Origin of the sequence: Enterobacter sp. 148H3 (assembly GCF_034107425.1) — a bacterium.
Lineage (GTDB): Bacteria > Pseudomonadota > Gammaproteobacteria > Enterobacterales > Enterobacteriaceae > Enterobacter > Enterobacter vonholyi.
Genome location: NZ_JAWNEI010000002.1, coordinates 77,753 through 96,891 on the forward strand (window position 1 = coordinate 77,753; position 19,139 = coordinate 96,891).

The following is a 19,139-nucleotide window of genomic DNA, read 5'->3' on the forward strand; positions in this document are numbered from 1 at the left end:
ATGCGAATTGCTAGTTTAAATCATGACGCAAACCTATAACGCTGATGCCATTGAGGTCCTCACCGGGCTTGAGCCGGTTCGCCGCCGCCCGGGGATGTACACCGATACAACGCGCCCAAACCATCTGGGCCAGGAAGTTATTGATAACAGTGTGGACGAAGCGCTGGCGGGCCATGCCAAACGCGTTGACGTTATCCTGCATGCCGATCAGTCGCTGGAAGTCATCGACGACGGGCGCGGCATGCCGGTGGATATCCATCCGGAAGAGGGCGTGCCTGCCGTTGAGCTGATCCTCTGTCGTCTGCATGCGGGCGGTAAGTTCTCCAACAAGAACTACCAGTTCTCCGGCGGCCTGCACGGCGTGGGGATTTCCGTCGTGAACGCCCTGTCCAAACGCGTGGAAGTGAACGTCCGTCGCGACGGCCAGATTTATAACATCGCGTTTGAAAACGGCGAGAAGGTGCAGGATCTGCAGGTTGTCGGCACGTGCGGCAAACGCAACACCGGCACCAGCGTCCACTTCTGGCCTGACGAAAGCTTCTTCGACAGCCCGCGCTTTTCCGTATCCCGCCTGACGCACCTGCTGAAAGCCAAAGCGGTGCTGTGTCCGGGCGTGGAAATTACCTTTAAGGATAACGTCAACAATACCGAGCAGACCTGGTGCTACGCCGATGGCCTGAACGACTACCTGTGCGAAGCGGTAAACGGCCTGCCGACGCTGCCGGAAAAACCGTTCGTCGGTAACTTTAGCGGCGATACCGAAGCGGTCGACTGGGCTCTGCTGTGGCTGCCGGAAGGCGGCGAACTGCTGACCGAAAGCTACGTCAACCTGATCCCAACCATGCTCGGCGGTACCCACGTCAACGGGCTGCGTCAGGGACTGCTGGACGCGATGCGCGAATTTTGCGAATACCGCAATATCCTGCCGCGCGGCGTGAAGCTGTCGGCGGAAGATATCTGGGACCGCTGCGCCTACGTGCTCTCCGTGAAGATGCAGGATCCGCAGTTTGCCGGTCAGACCAAAGAGCGTCTGTCGTCACGCCAGTGCGCGGCGTTCGTTTCCGGCGTGGTGAAAGATGCGTTTACCCTGTGGCTGAACCAGAACGTTCAGGCAGCAGAGATGCTGGCTGAAATGGCGATTTCCAGCGCCCAGCGTCGTCTGCGTGCCGCGAAGAAAGTGGTGCGTAAAAAGCTGACCAGCGGCCCTGCGCTGCCGGGCAAGCTGGCGGACTGTACCGCGCAGGATCTCAACCGTACCGAGCTGTTCCTCGTGGAAGGAGACTCGGCGGGCGGATCGGCCAAGCAGGCGCGCGACCGTGAATACCAGGCGATCATGCCGCTCAAGGGGAAAATCCTGAACACCTGGGAGGTCTCTTCAGACGAAGTGCTGGCCTCGCAGGAAGTCCACGATATCTCGGTGGCGATCGGTATCGATCCGGACAGCGACGATTTGAGCCAGCTGCGCTACGGCAAGATCTGTATCCTCGCGGATGCGGATTCCGATGGTCTGCACATCGCCACGCTGCTGTGCGCGCTGTTTGTGAAGCACTTCCGCACGCTGGTTAAAAATGGTCACGTCCACGTGGCGCTGCCGCCGCTTTATCGTATCGACCTCGGCAAAGAGGTTTACTACGCGCTGACGGAAGAAGAAAAAGCGGGCGTGCTGGAACAGCTGAAGCGCAAGAAGGGCAAACCTAACGTTCAGCGCTTTAAAGGGCTGGGCGAGATGAACCCGATGCAGCTGCGCGAAACGACGCTGGATCCGAACACGCGCCGTCTGGTGCAGCTTACGATCAGCGACGAAGACGAACAGCAGACCAACGCCATGATGGATATGCTCCTTGCCAAGAAACGTTCGGAAGACCGTCGTAACTGGCTGCAGGAGAAAGGCGATATGGCGGATATTGAGGCCTGATGCCCTCACCCTAACCTTCTCCCACAGGGAGAGGGAATGGATCGTAGGCCCGGTAAGCGTTAGCGCCACCGGGCTTTTTACATCAAAACTCCATCTTCACCGTAAACTGCACTTCGCGCGGGTCGCCAATCTGATTACCCAGATTGTTGGTGGCGATAGATGAGGTGTAGTAGGTTTTATCAAACAGGTTCTTCACGTTCACCTGCAGCGTCACCGGATACTGTAGCTTCATCTTGTACGCCGCAAACGCATCCGCCACGAAATAGCCCGGCAGATAATAATCCGCACCGTTGGTTGCGGAACGACGGCTTACGCCGTGCCCGCCGCCGCCCAGCGTCAGGGTATTACCGGCAAACGCATTGTGAATATCGTAGGTCAGGAACAGGGAGCCGGTATGGCGCGGCACGTTCGGCAGCGGTTTGCCCGCGTAGTCCGGATCTTCCAGCACCTTCGCGTCGGTATAGCCATAGCTGGCGATAATATTGGTGTTCTCGGTCAGTGAACCGGCCAGATCCACCTCCACGCCCTGGGAGCGCACGCGGCCCGCCGTTTTGGCGATGGTTTCCCCTCCCACGCTTTCGTTGTACAACACGTTGCGTTTGTGAATATCAAACAGCGCGATATTGGCGGTAACCCCGTCGAACAGGTCGAACTTTGCGCCCACCTCGTAAGCATTCGACGTTTCCGGCGGCAGATCGCCGATGTAGCTCGCAATGGACGACTGCGGCATAAACGTTTGCGAGTAGTTGGCAAACAGCGAGACCGCTGGCGTGAGCTTATAAACCAGCCCCAGCTTCGGCGTCCACTGTTCGTCGCGGCTGTCGGTGTTGACGTTGAACGGGCGGCCTTTCCCCGCGTACTGGGTGTAATACTGGTAGCGCATGCCTGCGACGGCAATCCACTTATCGGTCAGGTACAGCGCGTCCTGCGCATAGGCAGAGTAGCTTTCCTGCTTCAGCGTCTGGTCGCTGTCGGACGCCGACACGGTGGTGCATTTGCCGAGTTTGCCATAGGTCGGGTGATAGATATTGAAATCCTTAACGTTCTTACAGCGGATCATGTCCGTGCGCAGCAGATCGTAATTCTCATACGACACGCCGGTCAGGATCTCATTGTAAAAGCCCGCGATGTCCACGTTCCCCTGCAGATCCGCGCGCGTCGTGTGCATACGCTGTGTCGAGCCCTGGGTCGCATCCACGCGGCGGGTCAGGTTGCCGGTTTTTGAATCGTAGGCCATCACGCGCGCCTGGTTATCGCTGTATTTATCCTGGCTGTAGCTGTAGTCAAACTTCGCGGTCCACTGGCTGTTGAGGCGATACTCCGCGTTGAGCTGAGCGAGATCGGACTGCCCGTCGGTGATGTTAAACGGTTCGTCAAAGCGGGTTTTGCGATCGACATCAACGGCTTTTTTAGTGTTGAGATCGAAGATCGTTCCGCGATCGAACGGCGTTTTATAGTCGCGATGCGAATAGAGCGCGGTCACGGTGGCGTCGTCGCCGAACCAGGTGAGCGACGGGGCGATAAAGGTGCTGCGTTCGTTGCCAAAATTACGCCAGTAATCCTCGTCCTGATATTCGCCCGTCAGGCGATACGCAAGGCGCGTGCCGTCAATCGGGCCGGTAACATCGATCTGTCCGGTGCCGCCGCCAAAGCTGGAAGAGGTGGCGGAAAGGGAGCCGCCGAAGGTCTTCTCCGGGCGTTTGGTGACAACGTTGATCAGGCCACCCGGATCGAGAATACCGTAGAGCGTCGAGGCCGGGCCTTTCAACACCTCCACGCGCTCGGTTGCGGCATTAAAGCTGCGCGGCAGGACGGTGCGCAGGCCGTTAGTCATGATCGATCCGTCGCGGTTTGCGCCAAACCCGCGGCGCACGAAGGCATCCTGCGTACCGCCCAGGGTGTTGGTCTGCACCACGTTGCTGACGTTGTACAGCGCTTCATCCAGCGTAGTGGCGTGCTGATCCTCCAGCACTTTATCGCTGACGGTATTGACCACCTGCGGTATATCCAGCATCGGCATGTTGGTTAACGTCGCGGTGGAGGTGTTCAGCGGCTGATAGCCGTTGGTGGCCTCCGCCGTCGTATTTGGATCGGCGGTGACGGTAAGCGTTTCGCCGTCTTTAGCCGCGGTGTTATCTGCTGCCTGAACCAGCGGCGCCATAAACAGCAGTGAAAAGAGCGCGCGCCCTTTTACCCCAGAGAGTGAAGGTGTGAACGTAGCCATTACATCTGTTATCCCGAAATATCCCGCGAATGACGTTTCGCGGCAAACTGTGTGAGTCATTGCCCTTTACGGTCTGTCCGTTAGCCTGAATTAGCATCGGACATGTAATTGAGAATCATTCAATCATGCGTGAATGTAGTAGTAAATGGAAAAAAGAAAAAATCGACTACAACATTTAACCGTGCGTACAAGCGCAGCGGGATGACAGTTAAGTTATTGAAATATATGCTTTTGAAAGTCATTCAGTTTTCACTTTTACTCAGGCTTATCCCTGGTTTTTCCAGGGTGTTTCTTCGCTTGACTACTACATGGCGCGGCGTCAAACTCTCAAAAGAGAATGAGTTTTATTTTTATTTATTGGTTTTTCATTACGTTGGCGTTCACGTGGCTCACAACACACACAAACCGGGTCTGGTTCTGGAGAACCTCTCAGCGGGCTATCAGAAAAAAATCATCGTTGATGATATCTCCCTTGCGATCCCACAGCAGAAAATGACCGTGCTGGTAGGGGCGAACGGCTGTGGGAAATCCACGCTGCTGAGCACCATTGCGCGTTTGCTCCAGCCGCTTGGCGGCGCGGCAGTTCTCGACGGCAAGGCGATCCACGAGCAGCCCACCAAAGCGGTCGCCCGTCAGCTTGGCATTCTCCCGCAGTCGCCGCTGCTTCCGGAAGGGTTAACCGTTTTTGAACTGGTTTCGCGCGGGCGTTTTCCCTGGCAGAACTTTATGCGTCAGTGGAGCGACGAGGACGAGCTGGCGGTAGAAGAGGCCCTGCGCCTGACCGGCACGGCAGAGTTTGCCCATATGCCGGTGGAAAGCTTATCCGGCGGCCAGCGTCAGCGCTGCTGGATCGCCATGGCGCTGGCGCAGCAAACGCCGTATATCCTGCTTGACGAGCCGACAACATATCTCGATCTCCGCTACCAGGTGGAGATCCTGGAACTGCTGCATGCCCTGACCCGCCAGCACGGGCGTACCGTGGTGGTAGTGCTGCACGATCTCAACTTTGCCGTAAACTACGGCGATTCGCTGGTTTTTTTACGCCAGGGGAAAGTTGAGGGGGTGTTACATGAGGGCGACGTCTGCACGCCGGAACTGATCAAAGCGGTGTTTGATGTGGACGTGCATATGTCCATCAACCCCTTGACCGGCAAACCGTTCTTTATGCCGTTTCGCCAGAGCCTTGAACAGCCATGATACGCGCTTCTCTGGCCTTCCTGATTTTTATAGTGCTGCTGGCACTGGGTGCGATTACGCATCTTGGCATCGGCGCACGCTTTATCGCCCCGCAGACGGTAGTGGAGGCATTCATCCACTTCGACCCGCGCAATTTCGACCATAACGTCATTATCAAATTACGACTGCTGCGCCTCTGCGCCGCGATGGTGACGGGCGCCGCGCTCGGCGTGGCGGGCGTGCTGCTGCAGTCTGTGATCCGCAACCCGCTAGGCGAGCCGCATATTCTGGGGCTCAACGCCGGGGCTGCGCTGGCAGTGGTGAGCGTCAGCGCGCTTGGCCTGTCGCTGCCGTTTGGTCGCCCGCTGATCGCCGCCGCCGGTGCCGCCGCGCTGTTTCTGCTGGTGCTGATGTTCTCCTCGTCCGGTCGCACCGGGCTCACGCCGATGAAGGTCACCCTGTGCGGCGTGGCGATGTCGGCGTTTGCCTCGTCGATTACCGCCGCGGTGTTAATCCTGGATGAACAGACGCTGCTCGACCTGCGTACCTGGCTGGCGGGTGATATCGCCGGGGTCAACGCGCAGATGCTCCAGAGCGCCCTGTGGGCTGCAGCCGCTGGTTTTGTTCTTGCGATCGGGCTGTCGCCCTCGCTCAACATGCTGGCGCTGGGCGACAGAATGGCGCAGGGGCTTGGCGTGTCCCTGCTGAAAACCCGCCTGCTCGCCCTGCTGGCCATCGCGCTACTCTGCGGTGCGGCCGTCTCTATCGCCGGGCCGATTGGTTTTATTGGCCTGGTCGTGCCGCAGCTCATTCGCCGTCTGGTGTCAGTCGATTTACGCGTGATGGTGCCGCTATCTGCGCTGTGCGGCGCGCTGGTGCTGCTGCTGGCGGACATCGCCGCCCGCACGCTGTTTACCCCCTGGGAGCTGGCAACCGGCATCATGACCGCCCTGGTCGGCGCGCCCGTGTTCATCTGTATGGCGTCGAGGATGTTCAAATGAACCGGGCCGGATTCCGCGCGATCCGCGTTGGCCACCTGTCGGCGCTGATTCGCCCGCGGGCGCTGGCGTGCCTGTCGCTTTTCGCGCTGGCGGCGTTAAGCCTGCTGGGCTTTGGCCTGACGCACGGTTCTCTGCCTATTCCCACCTCCGCCATCGTGCGCGCGCTGTTTTCACCTGAAAGCCTGACGGCGGAGACGCGCTACATCGTGATGGATATCCGCCTGCCGCGCCTGCTGATGGCGGTGCTGTGCGGCGCGATGCTCGGCATGGCGGGGGCGGCAATGCAGTCCATCACCCGCAACGGCCTGGCTGACCCGGGGCTTATCGGCGTGAAGGAGGGCTGTAGCGCGGCGGTACTGCTGCTGATTTTTCAATTCCCGGGGCTGGGCCTGGCCTGGCGTCCGCTGGTCGGCATGGCCGGTGGGCTGCTCACCGCGCTGGTAGTTATCGCCCTGGCGCGCGATATCTCGCGCCCGCGGTTCATCCTGATCGGCATCGGCGTGTCATGGGCCTTTGCCGCTGCAATGGGCGTCTTTATCACTACTGCCGACGTGCGCGACGTGCAGACGGCGATGCTGTGGCTGGCGGGAAGCCTGCATGCGGCAAACTGGACGCTGGTGGGCCTGGCCGCGCTCTGGGCCGCTCCCGCTTTTGCGCTGCTGCTGTTTACCGCGCGGGCAGCGGACGTGGCGTTGCTCGGCAATCAGGCCGCAGCGGGTCTTGGCGTGCGCATAACGCGGCTGGCGCTGCTGCGGGTTCTCGCCCCGGTAGTGCTGACGGCGGCCAGCGTCTCGTGCGTGGGCAGTATAGGCTTCGTGGGGCTGATTGCTCCGCATATGGCGCGCCTGCTGCTGCGTGGTGGGCAAACGGCGCTCCTGACGGGAAGCGCCGTGCTGGGCGCGCTGCTGGTGCTGATAGCGGATAACGTCGGACGTCTTGCATTCCTCCCGCTGCAGCTGCCGGCGGGAATTGTCATTTCATTGATTGGCGGACCGTTTTTCCTGCTGCTGCTCTGGCAGCGTCGGGACAGATTTTAGGGGACTATAATGCGCGTACTATTTTCGATGCTGTTACTGGTGGGGTTCGCGGTAAGCGCGGCGGAGCCAACGCAGGTATTTACCGACGATTTGGGACGCAAGGTCGTTGTGCCGGTTCATCCGAAGCGGATTGTTTCATTACACGATCTGGATATCACCATTCCGCTGATTGAGCTTGGCGTGCCGCCGGTGGCGAGCCATGGCCGCACGCGGCCGGACGGTAGCCACTTTCTGCGCTCCAGCGGCATGTTGACCGGCGTCGACTTCGATAATTCCGACATTAAATTTATCGGCACGGCCGATATCGACATTGAAGCCATCGCCGCCGCAAAGCCTGACCTCATTATTACCGAGCCGACCCGCAACACCCCGGTGGAACAGCTGGCGAAAATTGCCCCGACGGTGAGCATCGATCATCTCGACGGCGGCGCGCCGGAGATCTACCGCAAGCTGGCTCAGCTGACGGGAACGCAGGCGCGACTCAAGGTTCTGGAGCGGCGCTATCAGGAGCAGATTAAGGCGCTGAAGTCGACTATTGATACCAGCAAGGTGACCGTGTCTGTGATTCAGGCGAATCAGGGGAAGATTAACGCCATGCACAGCTACCACTCGCTGGGCCGCGTGCTGCGCGACGCAGGATTCAAGTTCCCGCCGCTGATTGAGTCCATCCCGGAAGGGGGACGGATTGACGTCAGCGCCGAGCGCCTGCCGGAGCTGGATGCCGATTTCGTCTTCGCCACCTGGCGCGGGGATACGGGCGGTAAACCGCAGGACGAGCTGGCGGCGATGGATGCGGTCATGCCGGGCTGGTGTCAGTTCCTCAATGCCTGCCGAACCGGGCATTACGTGCTGATCTCGCGTGAAGAGGCGATCTCGAATTCGTTCGCGTCTTTAGGGCTGATGGTCGCGCAGGTACAGTCTCAGATTGCCGGGCGTCCGCTGCCGGAGGCATCACGGTGATCCGCAAAGAGAAAGGGCGCGTGGATGTCTATGGCGACCGTTTTCGCGCGCGGGCGCATCAGCTGACGCCGCGTCTGCTGCAGGTTGCACGCTATATTCATGACAATCGCGAAGCGGTGATGGAACAGACCGCCATGGAGATTGCTGCGGAACTGAAAACCTCGGATGCCACGGTGGTCCGCGCCATCCAGGCGCTGGGTTTCGCCGGGCTGCGCGATCTCAAGCAAACGCTTGAGCAGTGGTTTGGTCCGGTGGTCACCTCCAGCGAAAAGATGTCCACTACGGTGAACACGCTTGCCAGCGACGTCAACGCGAGCATTGATTTCGTTCTGGAGGGGCATCAACACACCTGCGAGGTGTTGTCCGAGCCGCACAACCGCTACGCGATGGCCCAGGCGGTCTCTCTGCTGGCGCAGGCGAGGCAGGTCGCCATATTTGGCATTGGCGCCTCCGGCATTCTGGCCGAGTATACCGCCAGGCTGTTCAGCCGCATGGGGTTACCCGCCACGCCGCTTAACCGTACCGGAATAGGGCTTGCCGAGCAGCTGATTGCGCTTCAGCGCGGCGACGTGCTTGTGATGATGGCGCAGAAGTCCGCGCACCGGGAGGGGCAAACCACCCTGCGTGAAGCAAAACGTCTGGGCATTCCAACGATACTGCTGACCAACGCCCTTGATTCGCGCTTCAGCAAGGAGGCCAGCGTGGTGATCCACGTTCCGCGCGGCGGCGAAAAGGGCAAAATCCCGCTCCACGGCACGGTGCTGCTGTGTCTGGAGATGATTATTTTATCCGTAGCCTCCACCGAGCCGCAGCGCACTATCAAGTCGATGAAGCGCATCAACGAGCTACATCGCGGGTTAAAACCGGGGAAGAAAAGCAGCTAAAAACAACAAAGCCCGGTTGCGCTGACGCTCACCGGGCCTGGACCTGTTCTCCCTCTCCCGTCAGGAGAGGGCTGGGGTGAGGGAAAACTTAAACCCCTTGCTCCAGAATGCGGATGTGGGTTTCCAGCACGTCACCCTTCACCGCGTCACTCCACGCTTTCATGTGCGTGGTCTGCAGGTGTGCTTCGAGGTGCGCGACGGTTTCCCACTGCTCAACCATGATGATCGAGTCCGGTGCGGTCGCCTGGAAGCTGGCGTCAGTGGCGGCATCCACCATCGGCGCGTAGCCGTGGCAGCCTTCTTCTTTCAGTACGGTCGGGATAATTTTCGCGAACTGATCCAGCACCGCCTGACGGTGATGTTGACCTGGACGAGTACGGATTTCTGCGATAACGGTAAGCATGTTTACTACTCCTTTAATTCCAGGCTACCAGTTAAGCAAAAATTTCCGCGAGATGCTTGCGATATTCTGCGATATAGCTCGGGACATCAGGCATTTTAATCACGTCGTTGACGATAAACGTCGGCAGAGGATCCATGCCCAGGAACTGGTTAGCCTTGTGGAACGGCAGGTACGCGCCGTCAACGCCCACGCCTTCGAAGAACTGATCTTTCTCGGTGAAGGCTTCCAGCGGGGCGTTCCAGGTCAGAGAGAGCATATATTTTTTGCCCTGAATCATACCGCCTGACCCGTATTTTTTGGACGCGTCAGAGCGGGTGCGGCCATCGCTGGCATACAGTGAGCCATGACCTTCGGTGAACACGTCGTCCATGTATTTTTTTACGGTCCACGGCGCGCCCATCCACCAGCCTGGCATCTGCCAGATCACCACGTCAGCCCACAGGAAGTTCTGTACTTCGGCCTTCACGTCATAATTGCTGTCCGCGCGTACGACCTTAACATCATGCCCGGCGTCGCGCAGGAAACCGTCCGCGACCTCGGTCAGGGTGTCATTCAGCTGGCCTTTAGAGTGCGCAAATTCTTTTGCACCGTTGATAATCAGGATGTTGCTCATTATTTGTCCTCGACGATGAGAGTATGGCGAGTATTCTACGCGCGAGGACGGAGCGGAAAAATGAGCAAAATGTGCAAAGTCTTTTGCATTAAACGCAATAATCTCTACCAGCTGACCTTCACTTCAAAACCGCCTTCAGGCGCATTGCTCAGCGAGACGCGCATACCGTGCAGCGCGGCGATGCGTTTTACGATGGATAACCCCAGCCCGCTGCCCGTGGCATCCTGACCCGGCGGACGATAAAAGCGCTCGCCGATGCGCGCCAGCGCGTCAGGTGAAATGCCTGGGCCATTGTCGCGCACGGTAAAACTACGCGCGTCCAGGGTGACGTCCACCACGCTGCCGCGCGGGCTGTAGCGGATGGCGTTGTCCAGCAGGTTGCGCACCAGCAGGCTTAGCAGCAGTGGCTGTCCCTGACGTTTGATCTGCGGGGCGTGGTTGTTGAGGCGAATATCAATCCCTGCCTGCTGCGCCGGATGCCAGATATCCAGCACCGCCGACTGAAGTAAATCGGCAAGCGTTATCGGTTCGACGTCGTCAAGATTATCCAGCGAGTCCAGACGCGACAACGTGAGGAGCTGGTCCACCAGCCGGGAAGCGCGGTCGATGCCTGCATGCAGCTGCGCCAGCGCTTTTTCCCTCGCCTGCGGATCGTCCTGCGAGAGCTGCGCCACGTCAGTTTGCACCTTCAGGGCCGCCAGCGGGCTGCGCAGCTCGTGGGCGGCGTCGGACGTAAAGCGGCGCTCGCGGGTCATCATCTCCTGGGTACGCGCGAAGAGATGATTCAGCGAATCAAGAAGGGGGCGCACTTCCGTAGGGACGCCCTCCGTCGGCAGTTTATCGGTAGCATCCGGCGAGCGGGAGCGCAGGGTCTGCGCCAGCTTTTTCAGCGGCTTTAGCTCCCGGCTCAGGAGGAGAACCAGCAAAAGCAGCATCACCGGTAGCGCCACCAGCCAGGGCGTGAGCTGCGAGCTGACCACGTCCAGCGCCATCTCCTGGCGGTACTCCCACTCCTGGCCGACCACCACGCGGTACTTCCCGTCGGGTGAGGTCAGCCACAGGAAACGCCATTCGTCGTTGTCGTCCTGGAGCTGCCCGTTAGCAAACCCGTCGCGGCGATAGTGGTACGGAATATCGCGCCCGTTCTCGCCATCGTTCAGCAGCATTTTGCCGTCGACGGCGTAAATGGCGAAAGCCAGCGCGTCGTCATCGAGACGGCCATGCTTCACTTTTTTCGGGATCTCGCGCATCCGTTCGGGGGCGCGGATCTCGTCAAGATCCATCGTCAGCAGCCGTTTGGCAAACAGCATCTGCTGCGTGTCGAAGAGCTTATCCAGCTTGTGGGTGGTCTGCTGCCAGGCCACCAGGCTGGCGGCAAACCATGCCGTCAGGGAGAGCGCTAAAAAGAGGAGCGTCAGGCGCAGCTTCAGGCTCAGGCGTTGCGTCAGCTTCATGCGTCACCCAGGGTATAGCCGATGCCGTGCACGGTGCGGATAAACTCGCTGCCAAGCTTGCGGCGCAGGTGATGAACGTGGACTTCTACCGCGTTGCTGGAGACGTCGTCATCCCAGGTATACAGTTTTTCTTCAATCGTCTTGCGAGGGAGCACGCGGCCTGCATTGCGCATCAGCAGTTCCAGCAGCGCGAACTCTTTCGGCTTCAGCGTCAGCGGTTCACCGTCCAGCGTGGCGACGAGACGGGTCGGATCGAGCGTGACCTTGCCGTGGCGTAGCTCGCTATGCGTCTGGCCGTGACTGCGGCGGACCAGCGCCTCGAGGCGGGCGCCGACTTCAATCAGCGCGAACGGCTTGCAGAGATAATCATCCGCGCCAAGACGCAGCCCTTCCACGCGCTGGTTGAGCGCATCCCGCGCGGTCAGGATCAATACCGGCTCGCTGCGCCCGCTTTCGCGCCACGCGCGCAGGATGTCCAGACCGTCGATTTCCGGCAGCGTCAGATCCAGCACCACGGCATCATAGGGCGCAGAAGCAAGCGCGGCCTGACCGGTTTTACCGTCGGTAAACCAGTCCACGCTAAAGCCCATTTTGCTTAAACCCGCCCTGATACCGTCGCCGATTAACGTGTCGTCTTCTACCAGTAAAATGCGCATATTCCCTCCTTGATGCCGTCAGTAAACCCTCTGTAAGCGCCTGCTGTACAGCAATAATAAATAAATTTTTCCCTTAAGAAGTTGTTAAGGATTACCCTGTTTAATGGACTGCGAAACCAGATTAAAGGGAGAGTTAATATGAAAAAATTCGCTGCTATTGCCGCCATCATGATGATGACCACTGCCCCCGTTTTTGCCGCGCAGGGCGGATTTAACGGCCCGTCGGCCACGCAAACCCAGACCCAGACGCAGACGGGAGGTTTTGTTGATAACGACGCTAACCTCACCACTGCGGTGAAGGTAAAAGAGATGAAGGACGATAGCTGGGTGAAGCTGCGCGGGAACATTACCCAGCGCCTGTCCGATGACCGCTACACCTTCCGCGATGAGACCGGCACGGTCAATGTGGAGATTGACCACAAGCGCTGGAACGGCGTGACCGTCACCCCTCAGGATAAAGTGGAAATCCAGGGCAAGGTCGATAAAGAGTGGAACGATTTTGAAATCGACGTGAAGCAGGTCATTAAGCTGAACAAATAACCCGGAAAGGGCCGCATAAGCGGCCCTTTTTCTTTGTGACTCAACTCGTCAGATAGGGTAGTATCTGCGGCAATATTGCCTGAAACCCTTCGGTTTCTGAGTTGAGGAATCACACGTAATGAGCGATATGGCAGAGCGCCTCGCGCTACATGAATTCACGGAAAACGCCTACCTGAACTATTCCATGTACGTCATCATGGACAGGGCGTTGCCGTTTATCGGGGATGGCCTGAAGCCCGTTCAGCGCCGCATCGTGTATGCGATGTCCGAACTGGGGCTGAACGCCACCGCCAAGTTCAAGAAATCCGCCCGTACCGTCGGTGACGTGCTGGGTAAATACCATCCGCACGGCGACAGCGCCTGCTATGAAGCGATGGTGCTGATGGCTCAGCCGTTCTCTTACCGCTACCCGCTGGTGGATGGTCAGGGGAACTGGGGGGCGCCGGACGATCCAAAATCCTTCGCGGCAATGCGTTATACCGAATCCCGTCTCTCTAAATATGCCGAAGTGCTGCTGGGCGAGCTGGGTCAGGGAACCGTCGACTGGGTGCCAAATTTCGACGGTACGATGCAGGAGCCAAAGATGCTGCCTGCGCGTCTGCCGAACATCCTGCTGAACGGTACCACCGGTATTGCGGTCGGTATGGCGACGGACATTCCGCCGCACAACCTGCGTGAAGTGGCGAAAGCCGCCATCACCCTGATCGAGCAGCCGAAAGCCTCGCTCGACGATCTGCTGGATATCGTGCAGGGGCCAGATTTCCCAACCGAAGCCGAAATCATCACCTCGCGCGCGGAAATCCGCAAAATCTACCAGAACGGGCGCGGCTCTGTGCGCATGCGCGCGGTGTGGAATAAAGAGGACGGCGCCGTGGTGATCACCGCGCTGCCGCATCAGGTTTCCGGCGCCAAAGTGCTGGAGCAGATCGCCTCCCAGATGCGCAATAAAAAGCTGCCGATGGTCGACGACCTGCGCGATGAATCGGACCACGAGAACCCGACCCGTCTGGTGATCGTGCCGCGCTCCAACCGCGTGGACATGGAGCAGGTGATGAACCACCTGTTTGCCACCACCGATCTGGAAAAAAGCTACCGCATCAACCTGAACATGATCGGCCTCGACGGACGCCCGGCGGTGAAAAACCTGCTGGAGATCCTCACCGAATGGCTGACGTTCCGCCGCGATACGGTACGCCGTCGTCTGAACCATCGTCTGGAGAAAGTGCTTAAGCGCCTGCATATCCTTGAAGGTTTGCTGGTGGCGTTCCTCAATATCGACGAGGTGATTGAGATCATCCGCACCGAGGACGAGCCGAAGCCCGCCCTGATGTCGCGCTTTGGCATCAGCGAAACCCAGGCCGAAGCGATCCTCGAGCTGAAGCTGCGCCATCTCGCCAAACTGGAAGAGATGAAGATCCGCGGCGAGCAGAACGAGCTGGAAAAAGAGCGCGATCAGCTGCAGGCGATCCTCGCGTCCGAACGCAAGATGAATAACCTGCTGAAAAAAGAGCTGCAGGCCGATGCCGACGCCTTCGGCGACGACCGTCGTTCTCCGCTGCACGAGCGCGAAGAAGCGAAGGCGATGAACGAGCACGACATGCAGCCGTCCGAGCCTGTGACTATTGTCCTGTCGCAGAGCGGCTGGGTACGCAGCGCCAAAGGCCACGATATCGACGCGCCGGGGCTCAGCTATAAAGCGGGCGACAGCTTCAAAGCGGCGGTGAAAGGCAAGAGCAACCAGCCGGTGGCGTTTATCGACTCCACCGGTCGCAGCTACGCCATTGACCCGATCACGCTGCCTTCCGCGCGCGGGCAGGGCGAGCCGCTCACCGGCAAGCTGACGCTGCCGCCGGGAGCGACGGTTGACCATATGCTGATGGAAGCCGATGACCAGAAGCTGCTGCTGGCGTCCGATGCGGGCTACGGCTTTATCTGTACCTTCAACGATCTGGTCTCCCGCAATCGTGCCGGTAAGGCGCTGATTAGCCTGCCGGACAACGCTCACGTGATGGCACCGCTGGTGATTGAGAACGAAAGCGACATGCTGCTGGCGATCACTACCGCCGGACGTATGCTGATGTTCCCGGTCAGCGATCTGCCGGAGCTGTCAAAAGGCAAGGGCAACAAGATCATCAACATCCCGTCGGCGGAGGCCGCGAAAGGTGAAGATGGCCTGGCGCACCTCTTCCTTCTGCCGCCGCAGAGCACGCTGACCATTCACGTCGGCAAGCGCAAAATCAAGCTTCGTCCGGAAGAGCTGCAGAAGGTGGTGGGTGAGCGCGGTCGCCGCGGCTCGCTGATGCGCGGTCTGCAGCGTATCGATCGCGTGGAGATTGACTCTCCTGCACGCAGCGCGGCGGGCGACAGCGAAGAGTAATGTCGTGATATCCCCCCTCTGTCCGGAGGGGGAATTTCAATAAAATTTCCCGTAAAATCGTTGTTAATTCGTGCGTTGCGATTAACAATACGCGCTCGTAATAAAGTCCTTACCTGGCCACAGGTGAAGTATAATTGTCAGCTGTTGGGGCTTCAGAGGTCGCTATGCTATATATTGTTCGTCTTATTCTTACCGTCATCTACTGTATTCTGGTCTGTATTTTCGGCTCTATTTATTGCCTGTTCAGCCCGCGTAATCCGAAGCATGTCGCCACCTTTGGCCATATGTTCGGGCGCCTTGCTCCGCTGTTTGGCCTGAAGGTTGAAAAACGTCTGCCGGAAGGGGCGGAGAATTTCGGTAACGCCATCTATATTGCCAACCATCAGAACAACTACGATATGGTGACGGCCTCTAATATCGTGCTTCCACCGACCGTGACGGTGGGCAAAAAAAGCCTGCTGTGGATCCCGTTTTTTGGTCAGCTGTACTGGCTTACCGGTAACCTGCTGATTGACCGTAATAACCGTGCAAAAGCGCACAGCACCATTGCGGAAGTAGTGAATCATTTTAAAAAGCGCAAAATCTCAATCTGGATGTTCCCGGAAGGAACGCGCAGCCGCGGTCGCGGCCTGCTGCCGTTTAAAACCGGTGCGTTTCATGCTGCAATTGCGGCAGGTGTTCCAATTATTCCCGTGTGCGTTTCCAATACTTCGAATAAGATTAATCTTAACCGCCTGAATAATGGGCTGGTGATTGTCGAAATGCTGCCACCTGTCGATACCAGCAAATACGGTAAAGATCAGGTGCGTGAATTGGCAGCACACTGCCGTGAGCTAATGGCTCAGCATATTGCGCAGCTCGACAAAGAAGTCGCAGAGAGAGAAGCCGCCGGTAAGATTTAACCCGGCGTTGAAGGGAAAACGAATTCCCGCGTTGTTAGTCGTTTCAGATGGAGCTTATATGTCACTCAGTCGGCGTCAGTTTATTCAGGCTTCAGGGATCGCCCTTTGTGCGGGTGCGATGCCGCTGACAGCCAGCGCCGCCGGGCAGCAACAGCCGCTGCCTATACCGCCATTAATTGAATCCCGTCGCGGTCAGCCGCTTTTCCTGACGCTGCAGCGTAGCCACTGGTCCTTTACCCAGGGGACGCGTGCGCCCGTCTGGGGCATTAACGGACGTTACCTCGGGCCGACCATACGCGTGTGGAATGGCGATGACGTAAAGCTCATCTACAGTAACCGCACCCCTGAAAATGTCGCTATGACCATCAGCGGCCTGCAGGTGCCTGGCCCGCTGATTGGCGGCGCGGCGCGAATGATGTCACCCAGCGCCGACTGGGCGCCCGTTCTGCCGATTCGCCAGAGCGCGGCAACCCTGTGGTATCACGCCAACACCCCTAACCGCACGGCGCAGCAGGTCTATAACGGCCTGGCCGGCATGTGGCTTGTGGAAGATGAAGTCAGCAAATCTCTGCCGATCCCGAATCACTACGGCGTGGATGACTTCCCCATAATCATCCAGGACAAACGTCTGGATAACTTCGGCACGCCTGAATACAGCGAGCCGGGCAGCGGTGGCTTCGTCGGTGATACGCTGCTGGTCAACGGCGCGCAAAGCCCGTATGTCGAAGTTTCTCGCGGCTGGGTGCGCCTGCGCCTGCTCAACGCGTCCAACTCGCGCCGCTATCAGCTGCAAATGAGCGATGGCCGTCCGCTGCACGTGATCTCCGGCGATCAGGGCTTTTTACCGGCGCCGGTGTCCGTCAAACAGCTTGCGCTCTCGCCGGGCGAACGTCGCGAAGTTCTCATTGATATGACCAATGGGGATGAAGTGTCTGTCACCTGCGGTGAAGCGGCCAGCATTGTCGACCGTATTCGCGGGTTCTTTGAACCGTCGAGCATTCTGGTCTCGACCCTGGTGCTGACCCTGCGTCCAACCGGTCTGCTGCCGCTGGTGACCGATAGCCTGCCCATGCGCCTGCTGCCGCAGGAGATCATGAGCGGCTCGCCGGTGCGCAGCCGTGATATCAGCCTCGGCGACGACCCGGGCATCAACGGCGCGCTGTGGGACGTCAACCGCATTGACATTACCGCGCAGCAGGGTACCTGGGAGCGCTGGACGGTGCGTTCAGATATGCCGCAGTCGTTCCATATTGAAGGGGTGGCATTCCTGATCCGCAACGTCAACGGTGCCATGCCGTTCCCGGAAGACCGCGGCTGGAAAGATACCGTCTGGGTGGACGGCCAGGTTGAGCTGCTTGTCTACTACGGTCAGCCTTCGTGGCCGCATTTCCCGTTCCTGTTCCACAGCCAGACGCTGGAGATGATGGACAGGGGCTCCGTAGGGCAGATGCTGATCAATCCGGCCCCATAATCCTGACATTCCCGGTTCGCCGGGAATGTTTTATGCCCGCCAGAAAAAGCGCGAGAACAGTATCAGCACCGGATAAATTTCCAGACGCCCTAAGATCATCGCCGCGCACATCAGCAGTTTTGCCCCCTCTGTTAACGTGCCGAACGTCGACGCCGTCTCGCCAAACCCCAGCCCCATGTTGTTGATGCATGCGGCAACCGTTGCGAATGACGTAAACAGGTCGTAGCCCATCAGATTGAGCGACCAGACAAAAAAGCCCGTAATCATCACGTAGAGAAAAAAGAAGCTCCAGACCGAGCGCAGGACGCGTTCATTCACCACGCTTTTGCCCACCTTAATGCTCAGCAGCGCTCTCGGATGCGCCAGCTGGTTCATCTCCTGAATACTCTGCTTGAACATAATGAGAAAACGCAGCGCTTTGATCCCGCCGCAGGTCGAGCCTACGCAGCCGCCAAAAAAGCTGGCGCTCAACAGCAGGAAGATGGTATGTGCTGGCCACTGGGCATAGTCGGCTGTCGAAAGGCCGTTATCGGTCATCATCGAACTGGCAAGGAAGAAGGCATGCACCAGGCTATCAGTGGCGTTGTACATCCCGGCATGCCAGACCTGCCAGGCGGTGATGACGATAATCACCGCGGCGGCGCTCAGAAAGAATTTAACCTCCGGGCTGCGGCGAATCGGTTTCAGGGTGCGTCTGACAATGGCGACGTACCAGAGGGTGAAGTTAAACGCGGAGAGCAGTGAAAACGCCCCGGCGACCAGCTCAATCGCGTGGCTGTCATAAAACCCAATGCTCTCGCTGCGGGTGGAGAACCCGCCCAGTGACACGGTCGACAGCCCGTGACAGAGGGCGTCAAAAAAAGACATTCCCGCCAGCCAGTAGGCCAGGGTGCAGGCCACCCCCAGCGCGAAGTAGGTCACCCACAGCGTGCGCGCAGTATCGGCAAGGCGGGGCGTCAGGCGCTCCTCCTTGAACGGTCCCGGCATCTCTGACTGATAGAGCTTCATGCCACCGATGCCCAGCAGCGGCAGGACCGCGACGGCCAGCACGATGACGCCTAACCCGCCAATGAAATTCAGCTGAGCGCGGTAATAAAGGTACGATTTAGGCAGGGCGCTGACGTCCCCGATCACCGTTGCCCCGGTGGTGGTGATCCCGGAAACCCCTTCAAAGAGCGAGTCGGCAAAAGAGAGCTGTAGCCCGTCATCCATCCAGAGTGGCATGGCGCTAATCAATGAAAACAGCAGCCAGAACAGCACGATGATCACGAAACCGTCGCGGGTGCGCAGCTGTATGCCCGCGTGACGGGTTGCCCGCCAGGTTAGCCCTCCGAGAGTAAAAAAGGTTAAAAAGGTGGTCAGAAAGGCAAAGTAGGTCCGCTCTTTATTCAGCAGGGCGATAACCATCGGCGGCAGCATAGAAAGGCTGTACAGCAGAACCAGAAAACCGCAGAGGTGAAGGACAACCCGCAGTTGGGAGACATGTAACGAATCGTTGGGCTTCACAACTGAGCTCCGCACAAACA

At 58.7% G+C, this 19,139-nt stretch carries 16 protein-coding genes; 10 read left to right on the forward strand and 6 right to left on the reverse strand.

The annotated features are described in order from the left end of the window. Positions 1-22: 22 nt before the first annotated feature. Positions 23-1,915, forward strand: coding sequence for a DNA topoisomerase IV subunit B (gene parE, locus USH94_RS02630; RefSeq protein ID WP_111963285.1), 1,893 nt, complete (start codon positions 23-25; stop codon positions 1,913-1,915). 82 nt (positions 1,916-1,997) lie between these two features. Here parE and USH94_RS02635 read toward each other — a convergent pair whose 3' ends face one another. Beyond that, complete coding sequence (locus USH94_RS02635) at positions 1,998-4,139, reverse strand: TonB-dependent siderophore receptor (protein ID WP_111963284.1); 2,142 nt, start codon at positions 4,137-4,139, stop codon at positions 1,998-2,000. Positions 4,140-4,523: 384 nt separating this feature from the next. On the opposite strand from USH94_RS02635, the gene USH94_RS02640 reads away from it, so the two are divergent. The 5 genes from USH94_RS02640 to USH94_RS02660 are packed head-to-tail and all read left to right on the forward strand — an operon-like array spanning position 4,524 to position 9,197. Beyond that, on the forward strand, positions 4,524-5,336 hold the full coding sequence (locus USH94_RS02640; protein ID WP_111963345.1) for an ABC transporter ATP-binding protein: 813 nt from the start codon (positions 4,524-4,526) through the stop codon (positions 5,334-5,336). Further along, a complete protein-coding gene (locus tag USH94_RS02645) occupies positions 5,333-6,316 on the forward strand; it encodes a FecCD family ABC transporter permease (RefSeq protein ID WP_111963283.1) in 984 nt (327 codons plus the stop codon). The genes USH94_RS02640 and USH94_RS02645 overlap by 4 nt, the downstream gene beginning before the upstream one ends. Next, positions 6,313-7,353: a FecCD family ABC transporter permease gene (locus USH94_RS02650; protein WP_111963282.1), complete on the forward strand. Its 1,041-nt coding sequence runs from the start codon at positions 6,313-6,315 to the stop codon at positions 7,351-7,353. The genes USH94_RS02645 and USH94_RS02650 overlap by 4 nt, the downstream gene beginning before the upstream one ends. A gap of 9 nt (positions 7,354-7,362) precedes the next feature. After that, positions 7,363-8,313, forward strand: coding sequence for an iron-siderophore ABC transporter substrate-binding protein (locus USH94_RS02655; protein WP_111963281.1), 951 nt, complete (start codon positions 7,363-7,365; stop codon positions 8,311-8,313). Beyond that, entirely contained in the window at positions 8,310-9,197 is an 888-nt protein-coding gene (locus USH94_RS02660) for a MurR/RpiR family transcriptional regulator (protein WP_111963280.1), read from the forward strand. Before USH94_RS02655 ends, USH94_RS02660 begins: the two co-directional genes overlap by 4 nt. A gap of 88 nt (positions 9,198-9,285) precedes the next feature. On the opposite strand, the gene USH94_RS02665 is transcribed toward USH94_RS02660, so the two are convergent. The 4 genes from USH94_RS02665 to qseB all read right to left on the reverse strand — a co-directional run bounded on the left by USH94_RS02665 (position 9,286) and on the right by qseB (position 12,323). Beyond that, complete coding sequence (locus tag USH94_RS02665; protein ID WP_032664433.1) at positions 9,286-9,600, reverse strand: putative quinol monooxygenase; 315 nt, start codon at positions 9,598-9,600, stop codon at positions 9,286-9,288. A 31-nt stretch (positions 9,601-9,631) separates the two neighbouring features. Beyond that, complete coding sequence (locus USH94_RS02670) at positions 9,632-10,213, reverse strand: NAD(P)H-dependent oxidoreductase (protein ID WP_111963279.1); 582 nt, start codon at positions 10,211-10,213, stop codon at positions 9,632-9,634. 104 nt (positions 10,214-10,317) lie between these two features. Continuing rightward, positions 10,318-11,667, reverse strand: coding sequence for a quorum sensing histidine kinase QseC (qseC, locus tag USH94_RS02675; RefSeq protein WP_111963278.1), 1,350 nt, complete (start codon positions 11,665-11,667; stop codon positions 10,318-10,320). Beyond that, on the reverse strand, positions 11,664-12,323 hold the full coding sequence (gene qseB, locus USH94_RS02680; RefSeq protein ID WP_023326078.1) for a quorum sensing response regulator transcription factor QseB: 660 nt from the start codon (positions 12,321-12,323) through the stop codon (positions 11,664-11,666). The genes qseC and qseB overlap by 4 nt, the downstream gene beginning before the upstream one ends. Before the next feature lie 138 nt (positions 12,324-12,461). Between qseB and USH94_RS02685 the strand changes: the two genes are divergently transcribed. From USH94_RS02685 to ftsP, 4 genes are all read left to right on the forward strand, one after another. Then, positions 12,462-12,863 (forward strand): YgiW/YdeI family stress tolerance OB fold protein, encoded by a 402-nt coding sequence (locus tag USH94_RS02685; RefSeq protein ID WP_111963277.1) that lies wholly within the window; start codon positions 12,462-12,464, stop codon positions 12,861-12,863. 118 nt (positions 12,864-12,981) lie between these two features. Beyond that, complete coding sequence (gene parC, locus USH94_RS02690) at positions 12,982-15,240, forward strand: DNA topoisomerase IV subunit A (RefSeq protein ID WP_111963276.1); 2,259 nt, start codon at positions 12,982-12,984, stop codon at positions 15,238-15,240. A 164-nt stretch (positions 15,241-15,404) separates the two neighbouring features. Continuing rightward, a complete protein-coding gene (plsC, locus tag USH94_RS02695; RefSeq protein ID WP_045404006.1) occupies positions 15,405-16,142 on the forward strand; it encodes a 1-acylglycerol-3-phosphate O-acyltransferase in 738 nt (245 codons plus the stop codon). A 58-nt stretch (positions 16,143-16,200) separates the two neighbouring features. Beyond that, entirely contained in the window at positions 16,201-17,613 is a 1,413-nt protein-coding gene (gene ftsP, locus USH94_RS02700) for a cell division protein FtsP (RefSeq protein ID WP_023309186.1), read from the forward strand. A gap of 30 nt (positions 17,614-17,643) precedes the next feature. Here the strand turns inward: ftsP and USH94_RS02705 are convergent, their stop codons facing one another. Next, the gene (locus tag USH94_RS02705; protein WP_111963275.1) at positions 17,644-19,119 is read right to left on the reverse strand and encodes a TrkH family potassium uptake protein; all 1,476 of its coding nucleotides are present in this window, start codon (positions 19,117-19,119) and stop codon (positions 17,644-17,646) included. Between the last annotated feature and the right edge of the window lie 20 nt (positions 19,120-19,139).